21 protein-coding genes are annotated in these 24,479 nt (G+C 53.8%); 17 read left to right on the top strand and 4 right to left on the bottom strand.

Annotation, left to right across the window (positions count from 1 at the left end):
• Window positions 1-520: 520 nt before the first annotated feature.
• The 14 genes from rpsT (at window position 521) to ELY33_RS17610 (ending at window position 14,781) form a co-directional block, all read left to right on the top strand.
• A complete protein-coding gene (rpsT, locus tag ELY33_RS17675; RefSeq protein ID WP_009722795.1) occupies window positions 521-787 on the top strand; it encodes a 30S ribosomal protein S20 in 267 nt (88 codons plus the stop codon).
• 116 nt (window positions 788-903) lie between these two features.
• The gene (gene murJ, locus ELY33_RS17670) at window positions 904-2,481 is read left to right on the top strand and encodes a murein biosynthesis integral membrane protein MurJ (RefSeq protein ID WP_126949221.1); all 1,578 of its coding nucleotides are present in this window, start codon (window positions 904-906) and stop codon (window positions 2,479-2,481) included.
• A gap of 146 nt (window positions 2,482-2,627) precedes the next feature.
• Window positions 2,628-3,665: a bifunctional riboflavin kinase/FAD synthetase gene (gene ribF, locus ELY33_RS17665; protein ID WP_126949220.1), complete on the top strand. Its 1,038-nt coding sequence runs from the start codon at window positions 2,628-2,630 to the stop codon at window positions 3,663-3,665.
• 7 nt (window positions 3,666-3,672) lie between these two features.
• Window positions 3,673-6,504: an isoleucine--tRNA ligase gene (ileS, locus tag ELY33_RS17660; protein WP_208644269.1), complete on the top strand. Its 2,832-nt coding sequence runs from the start codon at window positions 3,673-3,675 to the stop codon at window positions 6,502-6,504.
• Window positions 6,497-7,045, top strand: a complete 549-nt coding sequence (lspA, locus tag ELY33_RS17655) for a signal peptidase II (protein ID WP_126949218.1) — start codon at window positions 6,497-6,499, stop codon at window positions 7,043-7,045. The genes ileS and lspA overlap by 8 nt, the downstream gene beginning before the upstream one ends.
• A gap of 77 nt (window positions 7,046-7,122) precedes the next feature.
• Window positions 7,123-7,566, top strand: coding sequence for an FKBP-type peptidyl-prolyl cis-trans isomerase (gene fkpB, locus ELY33_RS17650; RefSeq protein ID WP_126949217.1), 444 nt, complete (start codon window positions 7,123-7,125; stop codon window positions 7,564-7,566).
• A gap of 55 nt (window positions 7,567-7,621) precedes the next feature.
• Window positions 7,622-8,617, top strand: a complete 996-nt coding sequence (gene ispH, locus ELY33_RS17645) for a 4-hydroxy-3-methylbut-2-enyl diphosphate reductase (RefSeq protein ID WP_422822300.1) — start codon at window positions 7,622-7,624, stop codon at window positions 8,615-8,617.
• Window positions 8,618-8,680: 63 nt separating this feature from the next.
• Window positions 8,681-9,082 (top strand): type IV pilin protein, encoded by a 402-nt coding sequence (locus ELY33_RS17640; RefSeq protein WP_126949216.1) that lies wholly within the window; start codon window positions 8,681-8,683, stop codon window positions 9,080-9,082.
• Complete coding sequence (locus ELY33_RS17635; protein ID WP_126949215.1) at window positions 9,083-9,490, top strand: type IV pilus modification PilV family protein; 408 nt, start codon at window positions 9,083-9,085, stop codon at window positions 9,488-9,490.
• Between the two features lie 13 nt (window positions 9,491-9,503).
• The gene (locus tag ELY33_RS17630; RefSeq protein WP_126949214.1) at window positions 9,504-9,965 is read left to right on the top strand and encodes a PilW family protein; all 462 of its coding nucleotides are present in this window, start codon (window positions 9,504-9,506) and stop codon (window positions 9,963-9,965) included.
• A 42-nt stretch (window positions 9,966-10,007) separates the two neighbouring features.
• Window positions 10,008-10,502: a pilus assembly PilX family protein gene (locus ELY33_RS17625; RefSeq protein WP_244208640.1), complete on the top strand. Its 495-nt coding sequence runs from the start codon at window positions 10,008-10,010 to the stop codon at window positions 10,500-10,502.
• A 49-nt stretch (window positions 10,503-10,551) separates the two neighbouring features.
• The gene (locus tag ELY33_RS17620; RefSeq protein WP_126949212.1) at window positions 10,552-11,574 is read left to right on the top strand and encodes a tryptophan--tRNA ligase; all 1,023 of its coding nucleotides are present in this window, start codon (window positions 10,552-10,554) and stop codon (window positions 11,572-11,574) included.
• Window positions 11,575-11,710: 136 nt separating this feature from the next.
• The gene (locus tag ELY33_RS17615; RefSeq protein WP_126949211.1) at window positions 11,711-12,922 is read left to right on the top strand and encodes a YeeE/YedE family protein; all 1,212 of its coding nucleotides are present in this window, start codon (window positions 11,711-11,713) and stop codon (window positions 12,920-12,922) included.
• Window positions 12,923-13,101: 179 nt separating this feature from the next.
• A complete protein-coding gene (locus ELY33_RS17610) occupies window positions 13,102-14,781 on the top strand; it encodes an NAD-dependent malic enzyme (RefSeq protein WP_126949210.1) in 1,680 nt (559 codons plus the stop codon).
• 152 nt (window positions 14,782-14,933) lie between these two features.
• Here ELY33_RS17610 and acnA read toward each other — a convergent pair whose 3' ends face one another.
• Complete coding sequence (acnA, locus tag ELY33_RS17605; RefSeq protein WP_126949209.1) at window positions 14,934-17,666, bottom strand: aconitate hydratase AcnA; 2,733 nt, start codon at window positions 17,664-17,666, stop codon at window positions 14,934-14,936.
• 273 nt (window positions 17,667-17,939) lie between these two features.
• Here acnA and trxB point away from each other — a divergent pair, with 273 nt between their 5' ends.
• On the top strand, window positions 17,940-18,890 hold the full coding sequence (trxB, locus tag ELY33_RS17600) for a thioredoxin-disulfide reductase (RefSeq protein WP_126949208.1): 951 nt from the start codon (window positions 17,940-17,942) through the stop codon (window positions 18,888-18,890).
• Between the two features lie 28 nt (window positions 18,891-18,918).
• On the opposite strand, the gene ELY33_RS17595 is transcribed toward trxB, so the two are convergent.
• The gene (locus tag ELY33_RS17595; RefSeq protein WP_126949207.1) at window positions 18,919-19,443 is read right to left on the bottom strand and encodes a GspH/FimT family pseudopilin; all 525 of its coding nucleotides are present in this window, start codon (window positions 19,441-19,443) and stop codon (window positions 18,919-18,921) included.
• A gap of 79 nt (window positions 19,444-19,522) precedes the next feature.
• Here ELY33_RS17595 and thiO point away from each other — a divergent pair, with 79 nt between their 5' ends.
• Window positions 19,523-20,638 (top strand): glycine oxidase ThiO, encoded by a 1,116-nt coding sequence (thiO, locus tag ELY33_RS17590; RefSeq protein WP_126949206.1) that lies wholly within the window; start codon window positions 19,523-19,525, stop codon window positions 20,636-20,638.
• Window positions 20,639-20,643: 5 nt separating this feature from the next.
• Here thiO and ELY33_RS17585 read toward each other — a convergent pair whose 3' ends face one another.
• Window positions 20,644-20,910, bottom strand: a complete 267-nt coding sequence (locus tag ELY33_RS17585) for a PP0621 family protein (RefSeq protein WP_126949205.1) — start codon at window positions 20,908-20,910, stop codon at window positions 20,644-20,646.
• A gap of 145 nt (window positions 20,911-21,055) precedes the next feature.
• On the opposite strand from ELY33_RS17585, the gene ELY33_RS17580 reads away from it, so the two are divergent.
• A complete protein-coding gene (locus ELY33_RS17580; protein WP_126949204.1) occupies window positions 21,056-22,690 on the top strand; it encodes an NAD+ synthase in 1,635 nt (544 codons plus the stop codon).
• 20 nt (window positions 22,691-22,710) lie between these two features.
• On the opposite strand, the gene ELY33_RS17575 is transcribed toward ELY33_RS17580, so the two are convergent.
• Entirely contained in the window at window positions 22,711-24,420 is a 1,710-nt protein-coding gene (locus ELY33_RS17575; RefSeq protein WP_126949203.1) for a methyl-accepting chemotaxis protein, read from the bottom strand.
• Window positions 24,421-24,479: the final 59 nt, after the last annotated feature.

The following is a 24,479-nucleotide window of genomic DNA, read 5'->3' as shown; positions in this document are numbered from 1 at the left end:
AATAGGTCGTGTGAGCGATGGTAACGCTGGCGAACCTGATCTTTCGGCATAGCTGTCCACCGGATTCTACTCGGTTGTGCACTCGCCGGATGCTAATGTCAGGATTGTCAGTAGCACTGTGGCGTTTATGAACGTGGCGCTGTTCACCAACCCGCAAGATGAGCGTACGCGGCGTTTTCTGCGCAAAATTCTGCCGCCAATGGGGCAGGCATTGCCTTAACGGGTAAGGGGTGAGGTTCGGCGGGAAAAGGAGTGAAGCGCGCAGTAAAAGCATTGACAAGCGCTGGCAAGCCCGCTTAACGCGTGATAGACTACGCCATCCTCTCAGACACGACCCGTGAGCGGGCAGATTTTGAACTGCTCGTCACACTATTTTGGCAGCGTTTTAATCGCTTTCAAATCAATTGGTTGTTGTGGAAAGATATGACGGAAATGTCGTGATCTGGCAAATGCCAACCGACAAACACATAGTAAATTCGTTGCCGTTTTTAGGCAGCCCTTATTCTCCAAGGAGATACCTGTGGCGAACAGCAAGCAAGCACGCAAGCGCGCCCGCCAGGCCGAGACTCGTCGCGTCCTGAAAGCCAGCCAGCGCAGCATGGTCCGCACCTACATCAAGCGTGTGATCAAAGCGATCAGCACCGGCGACCATGGCAAGGCAATGGAAGAGTTCCGGGCAATGCAGCCGGTTGTCGACCGCATCGCTGATAAAGACGTTCTTTCTAAGAAGAAAGCTGCACGTCTGAAAAGCCGCTTGAACAAGCGCATTAAGGCACTGGCGGCGTAAGCCGGCAGGCGCCATAAAAAAACCGGCTGCGGCCGGTTTTTTTGTGCCTGTTCCCTGTACGTCGTGTCGCCCGTGGCGACATTGGGTCTCTTGTTTTAGTCGCTATGGATTGAGTGATGACCGCCAACACGCCACCGCAAGCAAACATGCCTTCCCCGCGCCGTGGGCTGATGCGCTCTGGGTTAGTGGTCAGTGCCATGACCATGCTGTCGCGTGTCATGGGCTTGGTGCGCGATGTGGTGGTTGCTACCTTTTTGGGGGCGGGCAACGGCTCGGATGCGTTCTTCGTTGCGTTTAAAATTCCTAACTTTTTACGCCGATTGTTTGCCGAAGGGGCGTTTAACCAAGCCTTTGTGCCAGTACTTTCTGAGTATTCTACCCAGCGCAGTAAACAGGAAATTCGTGAGCTGCTAAATGCGGTCGCGGGCAGCCTGACGGCCATTTTGGCGCTAATTACGGCACTGGCGATGCTGAGTGCCCCGTGGCTGGTGTGGGTGTTTGCCCCGGGCTTCGGGCGCGACCCCGAAAAGCTGGCCATGACCGCCGATATGCTGCGCCTAACGTTCCCTTATTTGTTGCTGATCTCGTTAACCGCCTTTTCGGGAAGCGTGCTGAACACCTGGAACCGTTTTGCGGTGCCCGCGTTCACCCCTGTGCTGCTGAATATTTCGTTGATTGGCGCGGCGCTGCTGCTAATGCCGTTAATGGAAGAGCCCGCGATGGCGCTGGCCTGGGGGGTATTGATTGCCGGTGCTGCCCAGCTGGCGTTTCAGGTGCCTTTTTTGCTGCGCCTGGGGCTGCTGCCGACCCCATGGCCTAATTTCGCCCATGAGGGGGTGACGCGCATTCTAACGCTGATGGTTCCCGCGCTGTTTGGGGTGTCGGTATCGCAAATTAACTTGCTGCTCGATACGGTATTGGCCTCGTTGTTAACGTCGGGTAGCGTGTCTTGGCTGTACTATTCGGATAGGTTGGTTGAACTGCCGCTTGGGGTGTTCGGCGTGGCGATTGGCACGATTATTTTGCCTGCGCTTTCCAAACGCCATACAGAGCAATCCACTGAGCACTTTTCTGCGATGTTGGATTGGGCAATCCGCGTTGTGCTGCTGCTGGGCGTTCCCGCTGCGCTGGCGCTGGCCGTGCTGGCAGAACCGTTTTTGATTACCCTGTTTCACTACGGGGCGATGACCGATACCGATATTCAAATGGCCGCCATGAGCTTGCGCGCTTACGCCTTTGGATTGGTGGCGTTTATGCTGATCAAGGTATTGGCGCCAGGCTTCTTCGCTCGGCAAGATACCAAAACACCGGTGAAAGTGGGCATTATCGCCATGGTCGCTAACATGGTGTTCAACCTGATGCTGATTTGGCCGCTGGCCCACGCGGGGCTGGCACTTGCCACCGCGTTATCCGCTTTTTTGAATGCCGGGCTGTTAGGCTATCTGCTGTATCGGCAAAAAGTGCTGATCTTTCAGCCAGGGTGGGGGCGCTACGCTGTTCAGCTGGTGGGTGGCAGCGCGTTGATGAGCGTTGCCCTTTATCTGGCTGCCCCCGATTGGCAAGCATGGCTTGATTTCGAGCTGTGGCAGCGTATTCGCTGGGTAGCGGGGTTAGTGGTGCTGGGGGGCGGGCTTTATTTTGCCTGGCTGGCCGCGCTTGGCCTGCGGCTGCGTCATTTTAAGATGAATAGCTGATGCGCCAAAAGGCATGGTTAAGGTGAAAGGGAAGCTAATGCCAGGGCAAAGGTAATCTTCTCCTGCACCGGATCGGCGCGTTCGTTATAATCAAACGCTTTTAAACAGTAAACGCTTTTCAAAAAAGCTTTTCACAAAGAGGTGCCATGCACGTCATTCGAGGTCTGCACAATCTGACAGCGGCTCATCGTGGCTGCGTTGCTACCATCGGTAATTTTGATGGCGTGCATCGCGGCCATCAGGCGATCCTGCAGCAGTGCCGTGAGCATTCGGCGCGCCTGAATGTGCCGTTGACTGTGGTGGTGTTTGAACCTCAGCCGCGGGAGTTTTTTGCCGGTGATCAAGCGCCGCCGCGGCTTACCCGCCTGCGCGAGAAAGTGCGCCTGCTGCGCGATCATGGTGCCGAACAGGTGCTGTGCTTGCCTTTCAATGATGCGCTGCGCAGCCTGACCGGGCGTGAGTTTATCGATCAGGTGCTAATTGAAGGCCTGGGGGTGAAGCATCTTGTGGTGGGCGATGATTTCCGCTTTGGCTGCGACCGCCGAGGCGATTTCAACTTGCTAGAAGTTGTCGGGCAGGTGGAAGGGTTTGGTGTCGAGCACACACGCACCTTTAAGGTTGATGACGAGCGGGTATCCAGCACGCGCGTGCGCACCTTGCTGGCCAGCGGTAACTTTGAGGTCGCAGCGCGCCTGCTGGGTAGGCCGTATTCACTGCATGGCCGTGTGGTTCGTGACCAGCAGTTAGGGCGTACGATCGGCGTGCCCACCGCTAACCTGCCGCTGTTGCCTCAGCCGTTAACGCTGCGCGGTGTGTTTGCCGTTGTGGCTGAACTGGCCAATGGGCAGCGCTATCCTGCGGTGGCCAATGTTGGGTTTCGGCCCACGGTGGGTTCGGATCGGCCCACGCTGGAAGTTCATCTATTGGAATTTTCAGGCGACCTATATGGCCAGCGGCTAACGGTTTACCCCTGCGCGCGGCTGCGTGGGGAAGTGAAGTTTGACGACTTTAATGCGTTAAAAACGCAAATTGAACACGATCAAGCCAGGGCGCGCCGTTACTTTGCAGCAGCGGGTACTGGTTGCATGAATTCTCTTCCGCTGGCCTCGGCCCCGCTTGGGCGTGAGACCGCTTCTTCTGATTTCTCTTCGGCGGATAACGCCGCCGATGCTAACGACGGCTGACCGGACTATGGATTATAAGCACACGCTGAACTTGCCAGAAACCGACTTTCCTATGCGCGGCATGCTGCCGAAGCAGGAACCAGGGCGCGTTTCAAAATGGCAAGATATGAACCTTTACCAGCGCCTGCGCGACACCCGCGCGGGTGCGCCGCTGTTTGTTCTGCACGATGGCCCTCCTTACGCCAACGGCAGCATCCATATCGGTCACGCCCTGAATAAAATTCTTAAAGATATTATTGTTAAGTCGAAGAATCTGGCGGGCTTTGATGCGCCCTACGTGCCAGGCTGGGATTGCCACGGCTTGCCCATTGAGCACAAGGTAGAAACCACTCACGGTAAGCACTTGGCCGCAGATAAAGCCCGCGAGCTTTGCCGTGAATACGCTGGCGCGCAGATTGAAACGCAGCTAGCTGATTTTGTGCGCCTGGGTATCATCGGTGACTGGGATCACCCGTACCGCACGATGGATTACGCCAATGAAGCGGGTGAAATGCGTGCGCTGGCGCAAATGGTCGATGCGGGCTATGTGTTCAAAGGCTTAAAGCCGGTTAACTGGTGTTTTGATTGTGGCTCGGCTTTGGCTGAAGCGGAAGTTGAATACGCCGATAAAAAATCCGACGCCATCGACGTGGCTTTTCCGATGGAAGATGCCGACAAGCTGGCCGCCGCCTTTGGATTGAGCGAACTGCCGAAGCCTGCGGCGATCGTGATCTGGACCACCACGCCTTGGACCATTCCCGCTAACCAAGCGCTGAACGTTCATCCTGAATTTACCTACGCGCTGGTAGATACCGGCGAGCGCCTGCTGCTGCTCGCAGAAGAGCTGGTGGAAAGCTGTTTAGAGCGTTTTGGGCTGACGGGCAGCGTGATTGCCACGGCGCAAGGGGCAGCGCTAGATCTGATTAATTTCCGTCACCCATTCTACGACCGCCTCTCGCCGGTTTATCTAGCGGATTACGTTGAGTCTGAAGTGGGTAGCACGGGCATTGTTCACTCCGCGCCTTCTTACGGTATGGATGACTTTATTACCTGCCGCGAGCATGACATGAGCTTTGACGACATGCTCAACCCGGTGCAGGGAAACGGTGTTTACGCGGATGACCTGCCGTTCTTCGGCGGCCAGATGATCTGGAAAGCCAGCCCGCATATCGTCGAGAAGCTGCGCGAAGTGAACGCGTTAATGGCGCACACGCCGATCACCCACAGTTACATGCATTGCTGGCGCCATAAAACGCCGGTGATTTACCGCGCTACCGCCCAGTGGTTTGTGGGTATGGATATCCAGGGTAAAGACGGTAAAACCCTGCGCGAGCGCGCGTTGGAAGGCATCGAAGCGACTGAATTCACGCCCGCTTGGGGCAAGGCGCGCTTGCACAGCATGATCGCTAATCGCCCAGACTGGTGTATTTCTCGCCAACGTAACTGGGGCGTGCCGATTCCGTTCTTCCTGCATAAGCAAACCGGCGAGCTGCACCCGAATACGGTTGAGCTGATGGGAGAGGCGGCTAAGCGCGTTGAGCAAGAAGGCATCGAGGCGTGGTTTAAACTCGACCCGGCTGAGCTGTTGGGCGCGGAAGCGGCTGAGTACGACAAGGTGACCGATACGCTGGATGTGTGGTTTGACTCAGGCACTACGCATCGCCATGTGCTGCGCGGCTCGCATCCTCATGGGCATGAAAGTGGCCCGCGTGCGGACTTGTACCTGGAAGGCTCGGATCAGCACCGTGGCTGGTTCCATTCATCGCTGTTAACCGGTTCAGCGATTGACGGCCATGCGCCCTACCGTCAGCTGCTCACCCATGGGTTTACCGTCGATTCCCAGGGCCGCAAACAGTCTAAGTCGCTGGGTAACGTGGTCGCGCCGCAAAGCGTGATGGATAAGCTGGGGGCCGACATTCTGCGCTTGTGGGTTGCGTCGACCGACTACTCCGGTGAAATGGCGGTGTCTGATGAAATCCTTAAGCGCACCGCCGATGTTTACCGTCGTATCCGTAACACTGCGCGCTTTTTGCTTTCTAACTTGAATGGTTTTGATCCGGCTAGAGATCAGGTCGCCTTTGGTGACATGCTGGCGCTGGATCAGTGGGTGGTCGACCGCGCGGCACAGCTGCAAGGGCGTATCGAAAAAGCCTATGAAGAGTACCGTTTCCTTGATGTTTACCAGCAGGTTCATGGCTTCTGCGCACGGGAATTGGGTGGCTTCTACCTGGATGTTATCAAAGATCGCCAGTACACCACTCAAACGGATTCTCTGGCCCGCCGCAGCGCGCAAACCGCGCTTTATCATGTGGTTGAAGCGTTGAGCCGCTGGATTGCGCCGATTCTGTCCTTCACCGCTGAAGAGATTTACGAGCATATCCCTGGCGAGCGTGGTGACAGTGTGTTGCTGGAAACGTATTACACGGGGCTGGGCACGCTGGAAGACGGGGCCGACATGGGCCGTGCCTTCTGGGAGCAGGTGCTGGAAGTGAAACATTCGGTCAACAAGTGCCTGGAAGACGCGCGTAATGCCAAGGTCATCAAAGGTAGTCTGGCGGCGGAAGTCACGCTTTACGTTAGCGACGAATTGAATGCCATGCTTTCCAAGCTAGGCGACGAACTGCGTTTTGTGATGCTCACCAGTGACGTGCATCTCGCGCCGCTTGCAGATGCCGCCAATGCAGAGAGCACCGAGCTTGAAGGCCTGAAAGTGGCGGTTAGTGGCAGCGCACACCAGAAGTGCGAGCGCTGCTGGCATCACCGTGCCGATGTCGGCACGCATGCTGGGCATCCGGATCTGTGTGGTCGCTGTATCAGCAACCTGCCTGAAGGCAGCGGTGAGATTCGTTACTATGCCTAAGGCTGCACCAACCACCGATGAGCAACACCCGCTGCCGCCGATGCAGCGGCCACTGCGCTGGCTGTGGTTAGCGGTGGCGATTATTGTGTTGGATTTGCTGACTAAATATACCGCTAGCCATTTTTTGAATTATGCTCAGCCCGTTGAAGTGCTGCCGTTTTTCAATCTAACCCTGCTGCACAATACTGGTGCTGCATTTAGCTTTTTGGCGGACCACCCTGGTTGGCAACGTTGGTTTTTTGCCACTGTTGCCATTGGTGCCAGCATTGGCTTAACCGTTTGGCTTTCCCGCTTAAAGGCGGATGAAAAACTGCTGGCGTTGGCGTTGCCGCTGATTATTGGCGGTGCCCTGGGTAATCTGTATGACCGCTTGGTACATGGCTATGTGGTGGATTTTTTATCGTTCCACGCGGCCGGTTGGTACTACCCCGCCTTTAATATCGCGGATATCGGCATTACGCTGGGGGCTGTTGGGTTAATTTGGGAGTCGGTGATGGGCGATCGACGTCGCAAAAAAGCCGCATTGCAGCAGCGTGATTGAATGAGCCATCGTTTGAATGAGTGGTAGTTTGAATGAGGGATAGCTTGAATGAGCCACAGAGTGGCAAGTGAGGAATCATGGACTACAAAATTGACGACGGTATGGAAATTACCCTGCACTTCACGCTGAAGCTGGAAGATGGCACGGTAGTAGACTCCACCAAAGAGAAAGCCCCGGCGACGTTTCAGTATGGTGATGGCAACTTGCCACCGGGCTTTGAACACCCGATTAAAGGCATGGCTGTTGGCCAGAGTGGGTCGTTTCAGATCACGCCTGAGCACTCGTTTGGGCAGCATAATCCGCAAAATATCCAAACGCTGAAGCGCACCGACTTCGGTGATGAAGAACCCGAAATTGGCATGGTAATGTCATTTGCCGATAAAGCGGGAACGGAACTGCCTGGCGTGGTCAAAACCATTGACGGCGACCGTGTGGAAGTGGATTTTAATCATCCACTCGCAGGGCGTACGTTGACGTTTGAAGTGGATGTGCTGAACGTAACGCCCGCCACCAAACACTGATAGTAAGAACGAGCTTTCACTTAACTGGCGATGCACGTTGCATCAAGGCGCTTTTATGCAGTCATCAAACATGCAGTCATCAAAGTCATCTCAGCCAATACAGATCAAGCTGGCGAATCCACGTGGTTTTTGTGCTGGCGTGGATCGCGCTATCGACATCGTTAATCGCGCGATCGATGTCTTTGGCCCGCCAATTTACGTGCGCCATGAGGTGGTACATAACCGCTTTGTGGTCGAGACGCTGCGCGAGCGCGGTGCGGTATTTGTTGAAGAACTGCATGAAGTGCCTGACGACGTGATCGTGATTTTCTCGGCTCACGGTGTTTCCCATGCTGTGCAGCAAGAAGCTGAGCTGCGTGGGCTCAAGGTCTTCGATGCGACCTGCCCATTGGTCACCAAAGTGCATCTGGAAGTGCTGCGTTATGCCAAGCGTGGCCAAGAGTGCATTTTGATTGGTCATGAAGGTCATCCGGAAGTCGAAGGTACGATGGGGCGTTACGACACGTCTAACGGTGGCCAGATTTACTTGGTCGAGGATGAACAGGACGTGGCAAAACTGGGGGTCAACGACCCATCAGCACTGGCGTTTGTGACTCAAACCACGCTTTCGATGGATGACACAGCCAAGGTGATTGATGCGCTGCGGGAGAAATTCCCAGCGATTCAGGGGCCGCGTAAAGATGATATCTGCTATGCCACGCAAAACCGCCAGGATGCGGTGCGTGAACTGGCGGCGGATAGCGATTTGGTCTTGGTTGTCGGTAGCCCCAATAGCTCCAACTCCAATCGCCTGCGCGAACTTTCCGAGCGGATGGGCACGCCTGCCTATTTAATCGACAATGCCGACCAAATTGCGCCAGCGTGGCTTGAGGGCGTTAGCCGTATTGGTGTCACTGCCGGGGCGAGTGCGCCAGAAGTGTTGGTAAAAGGTGTGATTGATAAGCTTCAAACGCTTGGTGCAGAGGTACCGATTGAACTTCAGGGACGCGAAGAAAATATTACCTTCTCTATGCCGAAAGAACTGCGTGAACAAGTGATTGTAAGCGACTGATGCAAAACGTATTGGTTTGCGACATACTCCGCGTATGGGCCAACTGATACAGGAGCACGCTCAGTGCCTTCACCCACTGCCAACCGTGCGGGCCGCCAGGAAGCTCGCCAGCACGGCTTTACGCTTATTGAGATGCTGATTACCGTCGCTATTATTGGAATAGTGGCGGGCATTGCCTACCCCAGCTACACCCGCTATGTCGAGCGCTCGCTACGCACTGATGCTCATGCGGGCCTATTGCAGGCTGCCTCTGAGCTTGAGCGTTGTTACTCCCGCCAATATGCGTATACCGACTGTTCTGTTACAACCGCCTCTCCTGATGGTAACTACGCCATTACGGTGGCCGACGGCAATGAACAGGATGGTGGCTTTTTACTGACGGCGACAACGGCGCAAACCGACGGTTGTAGCAGCGATATTCAATTTAACGCCCGCGGCGAACGCTTACCCGAGGCGTGTTGGTAGATGCTCAGGCAAAATGGCCTTTCGCTGATTGAAGCACTTATCGCGCTAGTGATTTTAGCGTTTGGGCTGATGGGGGTCGCCGCGATGCAGGTGAAAGCACTGCAAAGCGCCAGCGCTGGCTACACGCAGTCGCTTGCTAATGTTGCTGCGGTAGATGCTCAAGAGCGGATATGGGCAGCGCTTTCTCCGACCCAGGACTGCGACGCTATACCGTTAGCCGCAATTGAGTCCGCATGGCAGAATCAGTGGTTTGCAGACCCCTCCGCAGCGCTTGGCCATGTTCAGGGGCAGGCAAGTCGTATCGACCGACGAGGCTGCCAATTTGATGTGGTAGTGCGTTTGCGTTCTGAGCCTAATGCGCCCCACGATATCGTTACCTACGTGTTCCAACTTCCCAACCAGCCGTAAAGGTGGGCCTGCCATGGATGTGCAGCGCGGTTTTACGTTAACAGAGCTATTGGTCGCCATGGTCATTGGCATGGTGGTTATTTTAGGCGCTGGTCAACTTTTCTTAAGCACCTTTCATACCTTCAAACAGGTGGAGCAGCTGGGGCATCATCAAGAAGCGCTTCTTTATGCAGCCACCACTATTACTGACACCCTACGCAGGCAAGGCGCTACCGACTCAAGCGGAGCGCCTTTTTTTCGCTTGCAGTGTGAGGTGGTCGAGAATGATTGTCGCTGCACGGTTCAGGATATGCAGGAAGCTCAGCCATTAGTCACCTTTGACTATGAAACAGGCGCTGGCTGTGAGCGAAACGAACCGCTGGGAGCGCCTTCCATCAACGGTGTCAGCGTGGTGTCGCTCCCCTTAGGGCGGCAAGGGGCTACTATCAATTTCCACGTTACTCATCGCGAGGCGGTGTTGCAGCCTGCGTTTTAGGTTAGCCCGTGAAGCTGTATGGAGTGTGAGCAAGGAGGCGATATGCAGTATAGTCAGCGGCCCCAGGAGCAAGGCGCTGCGCTAGTGGTGGTTATGGCGCTGTTAGCTAGTGCGTTGATCATCGGCGTTAGCTGCATGCAATCTGCGTTTGTGGATGAGCGCTTAGCGAGTAATTACCGTGCATCGACGTTGGCGCAAATGCGCGCTGAAATAGCCGCGTCGCAGGCAGTGGCTGCCTTCAGTAAGCTGGAGTGGGATGACAGCGTACTGTCTATTAATAGCGATCAAACTTTCAGGTGGGAAGATGTCGTGGCGCACCCGTTAACCACGGTGCTTGGCGGTGACTGCGAACACAACAGTTGCTTGTTTACTCCCGTTGAACGTGATGGCCAGCCTTGGGTAATGGCGCTAGGTGCGGTTATTGCTGGTGACAATGCCGCTAGCGACACGCTGTTAGCACAGAGCCTACCGGTCTTTATCAAGGTGGAGGAGGGCGAGGAAAGCCATCAGACAAAGGCGACGGTGGTTTGGCATTGAGTGTACAATGACCCACCTTTTTTGACCTTTATCCAGCTGGATCCACACTATGAGTCAGACAGCCAAAACCCGCGTGCTGACCGGGATTACCACGACCGGAACGCCACATCTTGGTAACTATGTGGGTGCTATTAAGCCTGCCATTGAGGCAAGCCAAGACCCTAATGTACAGTCGTTTTACTTTCTTGCTGACTACCACGCGCTAATTAAATGCCAAGATCCGAAGCGCGTGCAGGAGTCGCGTTTGGAAATTGCCGCCACATGGCTTGCGTTAGGGCTAGATACTGATAACGCCATTTTTTATCGTCAATCGGATATCGCTGAAATTCCTGAGCTAATGTGGATGCTTTCTTGCGTCTGCGCCAAGGGGTTAATGAACCGCGCCCACGCTTACAAAGCAGCGGTTGCTGAAAATGAAGAAGCCGGTGACCAGGATCCTGATAAGGGCATCACTATGGGCTTGTTCGGCTACCCGGTGTTAATGGCGGCCGACATCTTAATGTTCAACGCCAACAAAGTGCCGGTAGGGCGCGACCAGATTCAGCATATTGAAATGGCCCGCGACATTGCCGGACGTTTCAATCACCTGTTTAAAGGCCAGTATTTTGTTCAGCCTGAAGCCGTAGTGGATGAAAAAGGGGAAGTGTTGAAGGGTTTGGACGGTCGCAAAATGTCCAAAAGCTACAACAACACCATCCCGCTTTTCTCAAGCGAGAAAAAGCTGCAGAAGCTGGTGCGCAAAATCAAAACCAACTCGCTGGAGCCCGGCGAGCCCAAAGATCCAGACACCTGCACGTTGTTCCAGATCTTTTCAGCGTTTGCCAGCAATGAAGAAGCTGCTGCGCTACGCGAGCAGTACGTGGCAGGTATTGGTTGGGGCGACGCTAAGAACGAAGTGTTTGATTACTTGAATGCGCATTTGAGCGCACCCCGAGAGCGCTACAACGCGTTGATGGAAGACCCTGCGCATATTGAAGCGGTGCTGCAAAAAGGGGCCGAACGCGCTAGGGAAGAAGCCGCCATCACCATGGACCGGTTACGTTCCGCGGTAGGTTTGGGGCGCTTTGTTTAATATTCTTTAAACGTCTATGTACTGCTGAATAAAGAATTTCCTGCGCTCTACCGCCAGCGTTAGGCTTATCACTATTGTCCAACTCAGCCAAGCGCCTGTTTTTAACAGGCGCTTCGGCGTTGCTAGAAGGTGAGCTATGTCCACGGGTTTTGCAGTGGCACCGAATGATTCTCGCGTGCCGTTATTTTCAACAGCTGCCATCGTGCTGGGCGCCGTGATCATTGGTATCGTATTTGGCGCTAATACCGGCTTATTGATGATTGTAGGTGGTCTGCTTGGGTTGGTGCTGTACCACGCGGCGTTTGGCTTTACTGCTGCTTGGCGGGTATTTATTACCGAGCGGCGAGGCCGTGGATTGCGCGCCCAAATGGTAATGTTAGCGATTGCGGTGGTGCTGTTTTTCCCCGCGTTAGGTGCTGGTTCACTGTTTGGTACCAGCGTGAGTGGCTTTGTTGCACCGATTGGTATTTCGGTCGTGGTGGGGGCGTTCATCTTCGGTGTGGGTATGCAGCTGGGTGGCGGGTGTGCTTCAGGCACGCTATTCACCGCGGGCGGTGGTAATGCACGCATGTTGATTACGCTACTGTTTTTTATTGTCGGGTCGGTAATTGGCACAGCGCATTTTACCTGGTGGCAGAGCTTGCCGGCGTTTCAACCTGTGTCGCTGGTGAATGTGGCAGGCGCTGGCGGCGGTATTGCAATCAGTTTGGTGCTGTTTGCGGCGATTGCTTTGCTTACCGTGATCATGGAAAAGCGTCGCCATGGCCATTTAGAGCAAGCGCCGTTGGTCGATAAGCCGGGTAGTCAGCGCTGGTTAACCGGGCCATGGCCATTGATTGTTGGCGCAGTGGCGCTAGCGTTACTGAATTTCGCGACGTTAGCACTTGCTGGTCGCCCCTGGGGCATTACTTCTGCGTTTGCGTTATGGGGTGCGAAAGGATTTGAACTGGTTGGTGGTGATGTTAGCCAGTGGGGCTATTGGCAAGCGCGGGGTAATGCGGCCGCGTTAGAGGCCAGTGTGTGGGGTGATATTACGACGGTAATGAACGTCGGTATTATGCTGGGTGCGCTTGCCGCAGCGAGCTTAGCAGGGCGCTTTGCCCCCAACTTCCGCATTCCGGTCAAATCCCTAGTGGCAGCCGTCATCGGTGGCATCATGTTGGGTTATGGCGCGCGGTTGGCGTTTGGTTGCAACATTGGCGCTTACTTCAGTGGTATTGCCTCCGGTAGCTTGCATGGCTGGGTGTGGTTGGTCGCGGCGTTCGCCGGCAATATGGTGGGTGTAAAACTGCGGCCGTTCTTTTTTGATGGAGTTGAAGGTCGTCAATTTGCAGCCAAAAGCTGCTAGTGATTGATCGGTTTTCATGTGTTTTATGAGCGCCTTGGTAGCTACCAGGGCGTTTTTTTATTGCCATTATTTATGTCCCTCCCATCTTTGTCGTATTAGCGTGTTACATTACGTATAAACGCCGCCAACGCCCAGCGTTGCTGCATTGCAATAGCAATCGACATAAAAAGAGAGTGCCTATGTCTACGAAGAGTAAACGTCCCCTGTATATTCCTTACGCCGGTCCTTCTTTACTTGAAATGCCGCTATTGAACAAAGGCAGCGCGTTTACTCAAGAGGAGCGGCTAGCGTTTAATTTGATAGGCCTGCTGCCGCAAAAAGTTGAGACCATTGACGAGCAGTTGTCGAGGGCTTATCGCCAGTATCAGCAGTGTCATAGCAGCCTAGAAAAACATATTCATCTGCGTGCTATCCAAGATGACAATGAAACGCTTTACTTCCGCTTGGTCTCTCAGCACTTAGAAGAGATGCTGCCGATTATTTATACCCCTACCGTTGGAGAGGCGTGCCAGGAGTTCTCTAATATTTATCGCAATCACCGGGGGCTGTTTATTAGCTATCCAGATCGCGAGCACATGGACGATATTTTGCGTAGCGCCACCAAAGATAACGTTAAGGTGATTGTTGTCACCGACGGTGAGCGAATTCTAGGTTTGGGCGACCAAGGTATCGGTGGGATGGGCATACCTATTGGTAAGTTGGCGCTGTATACCGCCTGTGGTGGTATTAGCCCCGCCTATACACTGCCGATTATGATCGATGTGGGCACCAACAATCAGTCGTTGTTAGATGACCCCATGTACATGGGCTGGCGTCATGAGCGGGTTAGCCAGGAAGAGTATGATGCGTTTATGGCAGAATTTATTACGGCTGTAAAACGTCGTTGGCCGAATGTCCTGCTTCAATTCGAAGACTTTGCCCAAGCGAATGCGGTGCCGCTCTTGGAGCGCTATCGCAATGAGCTGTGCTGTTTTAACGATGATGTGCAAGGCACGGCATCGGTGGTGGTAGGTACCTTGATGGCGGCGTGTCAGGCCCGCCAGGAGTCGATTGCTCAGCAGCGGGTGATGTTTGTCGGCGGCGGCTCGGCAGGCTGTGGTATTGCCGAGCAAGTGGTAGTGACCATGCAGGCCGAAGGGTTAACTGAAAGCGAGGCAAGAGCACGGATATACGTTGTCGACCGAGACGGGTTGATGACCACTGATCAAACTTGGCAGCGGGACTTCCAGCGCCGTTTGGCCCACGAGCCGGAATTGGTGGCAAGCTGGAATGGGCAAGGGCTTGAAGAAACGATTGCCCAAATTAAACCAACGATATTGATTGGTGTGTGTGGCAAGCGGGGTATTTTCACTGAACAAGTGGTACGTACAATGCACGCGGGCTGTGAACATCCGGTGATTATGCCGTTGTCCAACCCTACTTCTCAGGCAGAAGCAGTCCCTGAAGATGTGATTCGCTGGACCGACGGGCAGGCATTGGTTGCTACCGGTAGCCCCTTTGCGCCAGTCGTACATAACGGCCGCACCTATCCGATTGCCCAGTGCAACAACGCCTATATTTTCCCTGGTATCGGTTTGGGTGTTATTGCGGCAAACGCTAATCGCGTTACAGACGAAATGCTAATGAGCGCCTCTCGGGCATTAGCTCGCGAAGCGCCGCTGGTCAAAGAAGGCAAGGGCGCGCTGTTGCCACCGCTATCGCGGATTCGTGATATTAGTAAATCGATTGCTTTTGAGGTGGCTGCTCAAGCGCAGCAAAACGGTGTGGCGCTTAAAACGGGCGGCACCGAACTGCGTGAGAGAATTGAGAAAGCGTGCTGGTCGCCTGAATATCGCGTTTACCGTCGCGGGGCCTTCTAAACTTAGTAAAGTAAGGCTTAGTAAAACAAGGTTTAGTAAAGGGAATTTTGTAAAGGAAAAGTGGAATAAATAAACACTTAACGGCATAAGCTGAAGAGCAAAAAAAACCCCCACCAAGGTGGGGGCGATGCAAGCATTGGTAGGTTTTACCTTTACGCTGCGCCGATCATTTTGCGCAACACATAATGGAGGATACCACCGTGGCGGTAGTAAGCCAGTTCATTGACGGTATCAATTCGGCACTTGGCATCAACGGTACGTTCCCCATCGCCATTTTTAATGACGATTTTCACGGTGCCACCTGGGCTCAAATCGCTTAAACCAGCAATTGATACTTCCTCGTCACCCGTTAGGCCAAGGGTTTCACGGCTTTCACCCTCAGGGAACTGCAGCGGCACGACGCCCATCCCAATCAGGTTAGAGCGGTGGATGCGTTCGTAGGATTCGGCAATGACTGCGCGCACCCCCAACAAGCGAGTACCTTTGGCTGCCCAATCCCGCGAAGAGCCGGTGCCGTACTCTTTGCCGGCAATCACCACCAACGGTGTGCCTTCCTCTTTATATTTCATGGCGGCATCGTAAATTGGCATTTGCTCGCCGCTGGGGACGTGGCGAGTTTCTCCACCCACTACACCGTCTAGCATTTCGTTTTTAATGCGCACGTTAGCAAAGGTGCCGCGCATCATCACTTCGTGGTTGCCACGACGTGAGCCGTAGGAGTTGAAGTCGACGGGTTTTACGCCGTGCTCCTGCAGATAGCGGCCAGCAGGGCTGTCAGGCTTGATAGAGCCAGCTGGGGAGATATGGTCGGTCGTCACCGAATCGCCTAGCAGGGCTAACACACGCGCGTTTTTAACATCTTCAATGGCGTCTGGTTCACGTTCCATGCCTTCGAAAAAGGGTGGGTGCTGAATGTAGGTAGATTCAGGCCACTGATATACCTTGCTCTCAGGGACGTTGATGGCTTTCCATGTGTCGTCGCCTTCGAAAACTGCGCCATACTCTTTGCGGAACATTTCGGTGTTGACCTGTTCAACCGCACTGGCGATATCTGCCTGTGAAGGCCAGACGTCTTTGAGATAAACAGGGTTACCGTCGTTGTCATGACCGAGTGGATCAGTCGTTAAGTTGCACTGCACGTTACCGGCTAGCGCATAGGCCACCACTAAGGGCGGTGAAGCGAGCCAGTTGGTTTTTACCAACGGGTGCACACGACCTTCAAAGTTGCGGTTGCCTGACAGCACCGAGGCCACGGCGAGGTCGCCATTGTTGATCGCTGTTTCAATTTCATCAGGCAGGGGGCCAGAATTGCCGATACACGTCGTGCAACCGTAACCCACCAAGTTAAAACCTAGCGCATTCAAGTCATCGCTTAAGTTCGCGGCTGCCAAGTAATCGGTCACCACTTTTGAGCCCGGGGCAAGGGAAGTCTTAACCCATGGCTTTGTGGTGAGTCCCTTTTGGCGTGCGTTACGTGCCAGCAGCCCGGCTGCCATCATGACGCTAGGGTTGGAGGTGTTGGTACACGAGGTGATGGCCGCGATCACCACGGCGCCTGGGTCGAGGCTGACATCCTGATCGTTAAGCTTAACGTCTTGGCTGGTGTCATGTTTAAAGCTACGCTCCACCCCCACAGCGGTTTGGCCGCCTTCCGACGAGAGTTTACCTTTTGCGGCGGAGTCTGCGCTGGCGTCCTCTTGCATGAACTTGTCGAAGGCGGCTGCCATGTCTTTGAGCGCCACGCGGTCTTGGGGGCGTTTTGGGCCGGCCAAGCTTGCTTCTACTTCATTCATATCGAGGCTGAGAGAGTCCGTAAAGATCGGCTCGTCGCCAGGTTCGCGCCATAAGCCCTGCGCTTTGCTATACGCCTCTACCAACGCAATCTGGTCATCTTCACGGCCGGTAAGGCGCATATAGTTGAGCGTTTCGTCGTCTACGGGGAAAAAGCCACAGGTAGCGCCATATTCCGGTGCCATATTGGCAATCGTGGCGCGGTCGGCCAACGGCAAGTCGTTAAGGCCGTCACCGTAGAATTCAACAAACTTACCCACCACGCCTTTTTTACGCAGCATTTCGGTCACGGTAAGCACGAGATCGGTGGCGGTAATACCTTCACGCAGCTTGCCATTAAGTTTGAAACCAATGACTTCTGGAATCAGCATCGAGACTGGCTGGCCAAGCATGGCCGCTTCGGCTTCGATGCCACCTACGCCCCAGCCAAGTACGCCCAGGCCGTTGATCATCGTGGTGTGGGAATCGGTGCCGACTAAGGTGTCTGGGTAGGCAAAGGTCTGGCCATCCTGCTCTTTCGTCCATACAGTGCGACCCAGGTACTCTAGGTTGACCTGGTGGCAGATGCCGGTGCCGGGCGGCACAACGCTAAAGTTGTCGAACGCTTGCTGGCCCCAGCGTAGAAATTCGTAGCGCTCGCCATTGCGCTGCATTTCGATATCGACGTTTTCTTGAAACGCGGCGGCGTTGCCAAACTTATCAACCATCACCGAGTGGTCAATAACGAGATCAACAGGAGAAAGCGGATTAATACGTGCGGGATCTTCGCCTAACTTTTCAACTGCCGCGCGCATGGAGGCAAGATCAACAACCCCTGGCACCCCGGTAAAATCCTGCATGAGGACACGGGCAGGGCGATAACCGATTTCGCGGCTCGATTTGCCCTCTTTTTGCCAGTCCACTAACGCCTGAATATCGTCTTGGTCGACACTTTCGTCGTCGCCAAAGCGCAGCTGGTTTTCGAGCAGAATTTTGAGCGTCTTGGGTAGCCGGTCAATATTTCCAAGCGCATCGGCGGCTTTTGGCAGGCTGTAATAGTGATACTTCTGGTTGCCCACCGCTAACGTGGTGAGCGTATCGGGTATCTTGCCCATTATTTTCTCCTCTGATTGCTGGGCCTTAAGTGAATCGCTGATTGCAGCTCGCTAATTGCAATTCACTAGGCGCGACGGTCACTGCTTTTCTTAAATGTGTCTTATCCCCAGTATGGCTTATCTTCTTAATAGCACATGGGTGTTTCACCTTTGGCTTTCAAGGCGTCTTCGCCTAATAGCGAAGGCTAATCCTTGTAATTGCTTGTACTTGACACCATTTCAGGCAGACTCTCTTGCAAACGATATCTGCTCAATTGTGACAAAGGTGGTGTGATGGAAACGCGTCATGAACGTTTAATTATTCTTGGTTCCGGCCCTGCGGGCTATACCGCAGCGGTGTATGCAGCACGCGCAAACTTGAAGCCGCTGCTAATTACCGGTTTGCAGGCCGGTGGCCAATTGACCACCACAACCGATGTCGATAACTGGCCTGGTGATGCTCAAGGTGTCCAAGGGCCTGAGTTGATGGAGCGCATGAAGCAGCATGCTGAGCGCTTCAATACGGAAGTGTTGTTCGACCATATCAATGAGGTCAGCTTAGGTGAAAAACCGTACACCTTGAAAGGGGATAGCGGAATTTACACCTGTGACGCGCTGATTATTGCTACCGGTGCCAGCGCACGTTACCTAGGCTTGCCAACCGAGCAGCAGTTTATGGGGCAAGGGGTGTCTGCTTGCGCTACCTGCGATGGTTTCTTTTATCGTAATCAAGAAGTGATTGTGGTGGGCGGCGGTAATACCGCTGTTGAAGAAGCCCTGTACCTTTCGAACATCGCCTCTAAGGTGACGCTGGTGCACCGTCGCGATACGTTGCGTGCCGAAAAAATCCTGCAGGACAAGCTGTTTGAAAAAGTTGAAGCAGGCAAAATTGCCCTTGAGTGGTTCTACGAAGTAGACGAGGTGCTCGGCGATAACACCGGTGTGACGGGCGTACGCGTTAAGTCCACTAAAGACGGTTCTAGCAAAGAAATTCACGCGCCTGGGCTGTTCATCGCTATTGGCCACAGCCCCAACACGGGAATTTTTGAAGGCCAGCTGGAAATGAACGGTGGCTACATCAAGGTGAAATCAGGCCTTGAAGGCAACGCTACCGCTACCAGCGTGCCGGGCGTCTTTGCTTGTGGTGACGTAATGGATCATATTTATCGCCAAGCCATTACCTCTGCCGGTAGTGGCTGTATGGCAGCGCTAGATGCAGAGCGCTATTTGGATGGCATCGCTTGAGTTAGTAATGCTTTAACGCCTGTCGAGTTCAACAATCGGCAGGCGTTTCATCAATACGCAGACGTCCCAGCCTACTGAGTACGAGCACTTTGCCTGGTGCGTCTGCCGCACAGACGTAAAAGTGACCATTGAAGCCGTCTGTGTGGCCAAGCGAGCTGTAGCTCACGCGCCGCCAGCTACGATTATAGGTCACGGTGGTTGTCTTTTCCGCAGGGAAAACACGTATGACATCGTTGCTGGTTATTTGATTTATCGCTTCCCCCTTGAAGACCAGTAACGCGTTACTCCAGTCATTGGTGCAGGCGTTTCGTTGCCTATTTGTTGGGCAAACCGTGGCTGTTTTGCGTTGCGTGATGGCCGTGTTACGTGCCAACGAAAAGGCAGATTGCAATCTGTTAATATCGGCGGTGATGGCTGTGCTTCGGCCAAGTGCTTGAAAATTTGGCATTCCCCAAGCAGCTAATGCTGAAATAAGCAGCAAAGCAATAACAAGTTCGATCAGGGTAAAGCCTTGGATACGCGTGAGGGGTAAGCCGTTATTGTTAGGTGGCATAATGACTCCAGGCGTGTGCGTTTTCTAAAGCCTACCCCGCGGTACTCGTTTTTTATGTAAGCCAAAGCGGACAACTGTTGTGAGCAATTTCTTAATTATTGGCGGTGGCGTGATCGGTATGATGACGGCGCTGCAGTTGGCAGATGCTGGCCAGCATGTCACGGTAGTAGAGCGCGGCATTTGCGGGCAGGAGTCTTCCTGGGCAGGTGGCGGCATTGTCTCGCCGCTATATCCATGGCGGTATGCGCCGCCGATCTCACAACTTTCGCGCTGGTCAGAGGGCGCGTATCCCACTTTGTCGCTACGTTTGTTGGAAGAGACCGGCATTGATCCTGAGTATCGACAAAAAGGGCTCCTCTATCTCAACGTTGATGATGCGGAAGTAGCGCTTTGCTGGGCGAGAGAGTTAGCCAAACCGCTGGAGCGTGTTAGCGCTGAGTTTGTTCATCAGAAGGAGCCCATGGTGGCTGCAGCGCAGGAGAGTGCGTTGTGGATGCCGACACTCGGCAGCGTACGCAACCCACGTCTGGGGCAGGCGCTGCGCGCCCGTCTTCTGGCAATGCCGAACGTTGTTGTTAATGAAGGCCGTGAGGTGAGCAGTTTCATCACCAATGGGCAGCAAGTGCTGGGTGTTGCGACCGCGCAAGGGGAGTTACGTGCTGAAAAAGTGGTGGTATGTGGCGGGGCATGGACAGCCACGCTGTTAGAAAGCCTAACGATTCGCTTGCCAGTACGCCCTGTGAAAGGCCAAATGATCGCTTATCAAACGCCGCCAGGATTGGTGCAGCGTGTAGTATTGAAAGATGGTCGGTATATTATCCCGCGTAGTGATGGCTTGCTGCTGGTAGGTTCAACCTTAGAAGAAGCAGGCTTCGATAAAACGACCGACGCTGAAGCACTGGCGTCACTCAAAAAGACCGCAGAGAGCATCGTGCCGGCGTTGTCAGATTACTCCGTTGCCTATCATTGGGCAGGGTTGCGTCCAGGCTCACCGGACGGTATTCCGTTTATTGGCGCCTTGCCTGGATGGTCTGGTGTGTACGTGAATGCAGGCCACTACCGCAATGGGTTGGTGCTTGCACCAGCGTCTACCCATATATTGGTTGATCAGCTATTAGGGCGTGAGGCACTTATCGACCCAACACCCTTTCAGCCTACAGCAGATCGGTTAATAGAAAGCATTGTCGGTGCATAATGGTGCTAGTCACGGTCCTGCTTATCTTTTTGTTCTTGCAAAAAACGATCGCGATGAGCGCTTGAGCAAAACCACTGTTCGTTATCGCGTAGGGCTTCTTCTTCGGGTACATGGACATCGCACCACCGGCAGCGCACCATTTGCCCGCCTTCATGGCGTTTGGGTTCGCTCGGTTGGTGGCTAAGTCTGCGTTCTCGGTATATGCCATACAGCTTCAGGCCCACGTAAAACAGCACGGCAAAAATAATCAGCCGAATGATCAAAAGGTTCATCCTCTGTGACTCCCATGGTGGGATGTAATGATAGCTAGAGTAACATGAGTGCCGGCTAACCTTTGCCTGTTGGCAGCCCTTGCGGGACAATGCATTTAGGTAAACGGCAACGTGTTCTAAAGATTCTCAAGAGATTTTAACGCCCATGCAAGACTTAACGCTGGTAATGGCCCAACTCGATCCTTTAGTAGGAGATATTCCCGGCAATGCTGCACGCGCCATTGAAGCAGTGCGCGAAGCGAGGATCGAGCATGGGGCGGATATAGTTGTCTTCCCAGAGCTTTTCTTATCCGGTTACCCGCCGGAAGATTTGCTACTTCGCCCATCGATGGAAGCTCGCTTACGTGAAGCGCGGTCGAAGATGGCAGAAAAAATAGCACGGGATGTGCTGGTGATTATTGGCTATCCAGGCGTGCGTGAAGGAAAACGCTACAACTTGGCAGGTGTGCTGTACAACGGCCAGTGGGAAGCGGAGTACGCCAAGCAGGCACTGCCCAATTATCAAGTATTTGATGAGCAGCGCTACTTTACGCCGGGCACCCAGCCGCTAGTTTACGAGCATAAAGGCGCCAAGCTGGGGCTGCTAATTTGTGAAGACTTATGGGAAGGCACCCCGGTGAATGCTGCCCGTGAAGCGGGCGCAGAAGTACTGATCAGCCTAAACGCTTCGCCCTATCATCAGGACAAGCCCAGCGAGCGTTTGCGCCTATTAGAGCTGCGCGCTCAAGACGTAAACCGCCCGATTGTATACGTGAACACTATCGGTGGTCAGGACGAACTGGTGTTCGACGGTGGTTCTAGCTGTGTAGATGCCCAAGGCGAACTTAAGGTGCTTGCTCCTTCATGGCAAGCAGGCTTAATGCCCGTACAACTGCTGCAAACGAGCGCTGATACGTGGGAACCCCAGGTGGGTGAAATTGAGCCAGAGGTTGAGCCTGAAGAGAGCCTTTATTGTGCCTTGGTCACAGGGCTGCGGGATTATGTCAATAAAAGCGGTTTTAAGGGCATTGTGCTGGGGCTTTCCGGTGGTATTGATTCCGCACTCTCGTTGGCGATTGCCGTCGATGCGCTGGGTCCTCAGCGCGTGCAGGCAGTGATGATGCCCTATCATTATACGGCGGATATCTCGAAACAGGATGCTGCTGAACAGGCTGAGATGTTGGGCGTGCATTATGAAGTGATGCCCATTGAACCGATGGTCGACGCGTTTATGGGTACGCTGGCTGAAAGCTTCGCGGGCACCGAGCGAGACACCACTGAAGAGAACCTGCAGTCGCGTTGTCGTGGCGTTTTGCTGATGGCGATTTCCAACAAGAAAGGCCTGATGGTGCTAACCACTGGCAATAAAAGCGAAATGGCAGTGGGTTACTCGACGCTTTATGGCGACATGGTGGGTGGCTACAACGCCATCAAAGACGTTTATAAAACCTGGGTATATCGTTTAGCCCGCTGGCGCAATACTCAGTCACCCGCCATTCCTGAGCGAGTAATTGAGCGCCCGCCAAGTGCGGAGCTGGCACCCGACCAGCAGGACAGTGACTCATTACCTGATTACGATGTGCTGGACGCCATTCTGGTCAGCTACATTGAAGGCGACATGAGCGCCGAGGCGATTATCGCCGCCGGGTTTGATGAAGAAGATGTTTACAAAGTCGTGAAGCTTGTAGACCGCTGTGAATATAAGCGGCGCCAAGCCCCGGTTGGGGTAAGAGTCACGCCCCGAGGATTTGGGCGTGACCGGCGTTACCCGATTGTTAATGGTTGGCAGCCTGGCGATTAATCAAAGCGGTAGAAACGGCTTCAAAAGCTGTCCCACGCGGCCTCGGCGGGTTGGCGCTTCACGCTTGGTAAGCTTGAAGCGTTATTTGCCGACCGGTCTTGTGTCGATCCGGTGTTTGTTACTGATTGCACATAAGACAGTTGTTGGCTGGCGGGTAGCTTAAAAACACTCATGGTATGTAGCAATTGATGGGCGTTTTGGCGTAGATGATTGGCAGCGTTTGCGCTCTCTTCAACGAGCGCAGCGTTTTGTTGAGTCACTTGATCCATCTCGGTAATCGCTTGGCCAACTTCTTGTACACCGGTGCTCTGTTCAGCGCTGGCATGGCTGATTTCCTGCATAATTTTGGTCACTCGTTCTATCGCAGCCACAATGTCTTCGGTTGATTTGCTGGCTTCTTCAGCGCGCGCATTACCGTGATTGACCCGCTCCAAGTTATTAGAAATCAAGTCATTAATTTCTCGAGCGGCATCAGCACTTCGTTGTGCGAGTTTACGGACTTCTTCGGCAACCACGGCAAATCCACGACCATGTTCCCCAGCTCGGGCAGCTTCAACCGACGCATTCAGGGCAAGAATATTGGTTTGGAAGGCAATGGCATCAATGGTTGAAATAATGCCCGCAATTTCTTGTGAACTCTTATTGAGATCGTTCATGGTAGCAACGACCTGGTGCACCGCCTCGCCGCCCTGAGTAGCTGTTTTTGAAGCGCTGGCGGCTTCTTGGCTTGCCTGTAGCGAATTATCTGCGTTTAGCTTAACCGTGCTGTTGAGCTGTTCCATTGCCGACGCTGTTTCCGCCAGAGCGCTGGCCTGTTCTTCCGTGCGTGAAGAGAGGTCGCTATTACCCTCTGCAATTTGCTCGCTATTGGAGGCCACTGCCTCGGCTGAAGAGCGTACTTGCGACACGATGGCTTGAAGTTGTTCAGCCATTGCAACTTGCGATGCCATGATGCTATAGGTATCGCCTTTCTTGAGAAGTGGCTGATTCGCCAGTTCGCCGCGACCAATGGCCTCCGCGAACGCTTTCACTTGACGGGGCTCAGCACCTAGTTCGCGAAGCAATTGACGGGACAAAAATATTGCAATGGCTCCCCCAATCAGTACAGCAAACAGCGTTAGCCCCAACATTTGCAATTGAAATCCTGATGCGGTGCTGCGGGCGGCGGCGGTAGAAGCGTTGTTAATCTGTTCCTGCAGATTAATGAATTGATTGATGCGGTTAAGCCACTCCGCATAAGCAGGTCCAGCTTGCTCTAGTGTCAGAGTTTGAGCGCGACTAAGAGCATTATCGGTTTTTGCATCGAGCACTTGCTGAGTTAGCGCTTGCGTGGTTGCCGATTGAGTATTGATAGTCGAGAGAATGCTTTGCTCTTGAGGTGTTGTATCGGTTTTACCCACGACCCGCTGCATGTTTTCAATCGCTGTTTCATAATCAGCATCTAGCTGACGCATCTCTTCATTCAGCGTGGTCAGGCGGCTGGCGTCAGTCGTCATAACGATGTCGCGTAGTGCAATCGCGCGGTCATGAACGCTGCCGCGCATATCAACAGCAAAGCGCTGTTTAGCGCCGTTTACGTCATTGATGGACGTTAACCCGCGATCAATTTTATTGACTTGATAAATACCAACGGCTGTCAAAATGACCAGCAATGCTAGCAAGGTAGAAAAAGCGAGCGTTAAACGAGTGCTTATATTGGTTTCTGAAAACCGAGATTTGGGTGTCGACATCCGGTGAGCTCCGAGCAGATGTTTTATTATTCAGGTGCGCAGAATATAATTGTTTGCAT

Source organism: Vreelandella andesensis (genome assembly GCF_003989795.1).
GTDB lineage: Bacteria > Pseudomonadota > Gammaproteobacteria > Pseudomonadales > Halomonadaceae > Vreelandella > Vreelandella andesensis.
The sequence above is the reverse complement of the archived record's forward strand: the minus strand, read 5'-3'. Positions and strand labels throughout refer to the sequence as shown.

What these genes read in the sequence shown, in the direction of transcription:
- ELY33_RS17575 (WP_126949203.1), bottom strand. Translation starts at nt 24,420, where the DNA reads ATGTCGACACCCAAATCTCGGTTTTCAGAAACCAATATAAGCACTCGT.
- ELY33_RS17585 (WP_126949205.1), bottom strand. Translation starts at nt 20,910, where the DNA reads ATGAACCTTTTGATCATTCGGCTGATTATTTTTGCCGTGCTGTTTTAC.
- fkpB (WP_126949217.1), top strand. Translation starts at nt 7,123, where the DNA reads ATGGACTACAAAATTGACGACGGTATGGAAATTACCCTGCACTTCACG.
- ELY33_RS17595 (WP_126949207.1), bottom strand. Translation starts at nt 19,443, where the DNA reads ATGCCACCTAACAATAACGGCTTACCCCTCACGCGTATCCAAGGCTTT.
- lspA (WP_126949218.1), top strand. Translation starts at nt 6,497, where the DNA reads ATGCCTAAGGCTGCACCAACCACCGATGAGCAACACCCGCTGCCGCCG.
- ELY33_RS17635 (WP_126949215.1), top strand. Translation starts at nt 9,083, where the DNA reads ATGCTCAGGCAAAATGGCCTTTCGCTGATTGAAGCACTTATCGCGCTA.
- trxB (WP_126949208.1), top strand. Translation starts at nt 17,940, where the DNA reads ATGGAAACGCGTCATGAACGTTTAATTATTCTTGGTTCCGGCCCTGCG.
- murJ (WP_126949221.1), top strand. Translation starts at nt 904, where the DNA reads ATGACCGCCAACACGCCACCGCAAGCAAACATGCCTTCCCCGCGCCGT.
- acnA (WP_126949209.1), bottom strand. Translation starts at nt 17,666, where the DNA reads ATGGGCAAGATACCCGATACGCTCACCACGTTAGCGGTGGGCAACCAG.
- ispH (WP_422822300.1), top strand. Translation starts at nt 7,622, where the DNA reads ATGCAGTCATCAAACATGCAGTCATCAAAGTCATCTCAGCCAATACAG.
- ELY33_RS17630 (WP_126949214.1), top strand. Translation starts at nt 9,504, where the DNA reads ATGGATGTGCAGCGCGGTTTTACGTTAACAGAGCTATTGGTCGCCATG.
- ileS (WP_208644269.1), top strand. Translation starts at nt 3,673, where the DNA reads ATGGATTATAAGCACACGCTGAACTTGCCAGAAACCGACTTTCCTATG.
- ribF (WP_126949220.1), top strand. Translation starts at nt 2,628, where the DNA reads ATGCACGTCATTCGAGGTCTGCACAATCTGACAGCGGCTCATCGTGGC.
- ELY33_RS17580 (WP_126949204.1), top strand. Translation starts at nt 21,056, where the DNA reads ATGCAAGACTTAACGCTGGTAATGGCCCAACTCGATCCTTTAGTAGGA.
- ELY33_RS17610 (WP_126949210.1), top strand. Translation starts at nt 13,102, where the DNA reads ATGTCTACGAAGAGTAAACGTCCCCTGTATATTCCTTACGCCGGTCCT.
- ELY33_RS17625 (WP_244208640.1), top strand. Translation starts at nt 10,008, where the DNA reads ATGCAGTATAGTCAGCGGCCCCAGGAGCAAGGCGCTGCGCTAGTGGTG.
- ELY33_RS17620 (WP_126949212.1), top strand. Translation starts at nt 10,552, where the DNA reads ATGAGTCAGACAGCCAAAACCCGCGTGCTGACCGGGATTACCACGACC.
- ELY33_RS17615 (WP_126949211.1), top strand. Translation starts at nt 11,711, where the DNA reads ATGTCCACGGGTTTTGCAGTGGCACCGAATGATTCTCGCGTGCCGTTA.